Below are 822 nucleotides of genomic sequence, written 5' to 3' on the forward strand. Positions count from 1 at the left end.
TGAAGGCGACACAAGCGTGTAACGAAGATCGGGTTCAGGACTATCCTGCGCCACGAAGCCTCCAAGCCCCAGATACTCGTATTCGGCAAGGACCGTGGAATCGTCGTCGGTCAGCGAGGCGACGCGGTTCGAGAAATCATCGATCGAACCGCTGCTGCCGTATCCATAAGCAATCGTGCGGCCATCGGGATAGCTGATACCGGTTGGGCGAAGCGTGTTGTTGCTACCATCGGTAAAGGACGCACCGACTGAGGGCGTCGTCGATGTGTTGACCACTCCGCTGTGGGCTTGAAACGTCTGTGTCACTTGACCGAACCCATTAAACTGGCGCGTGACCTGATTGATCACGCTGCCGCTGCCGACCGTAGCATTATTGTAACACGTTACGGCAGAGACTTTCCCACGCACATCGTACGATTGCTCGATGCGGCGGATCGAGGCGTCGACACCCGCGCCGAGCGTGGTCACGCGGTCCTGCGTCTGCCGCCCCAGGGTATCGTAGTCGAATTGCCGGATTGTTCCGTTCTGGTCGGTCAGGCTGGTGCGCTGACTCTGGCGGTTGTAGGTAAAGGTGACGCTATCGGAGGGACCGGTTGAATCCGGGTACAATTCGCGCCGCAGCAGCCGACTGGAAGCGATCGCAGAGTCTGCAAGAGTCGTTCCGTAGACGTATTCGGTCGTCTGGTTACCGGTAGTCGCATTGATAGCGGTCAGGGTCGCCAGCTCCCCATCGGCGGTGAAAGTGAACTGGGTCGTTTGATTCTGGTCGGCAGAATCCGCGCAGCCGCCGCTGCTGGAACTGGACGAAGGAGTCGTGGTCAC

The 822-nt window shown here is 59.0% G+C and carries 1 protein-coding gene; it reads right to left on the bottom strand.

Features of this window, described 5'->3' with window-relative positions:
- The coding region (locus tag GE027_RS22925) for a hypothetical protein (protein WP_202617514.1) at positions 1-822 on the bottom strand (822 nt) is incomplete at both ends.

Source organism: Roseimaritima sediminicola, assembly GCF_009618275.1.
Taxonomy (GTDB): domain Bacteria; phylum Planctomycetota; class Planctomycetia; order Pirellulales; family Pirellulaceae; genus Roseimaritima; species Roseimaritima sediminicola.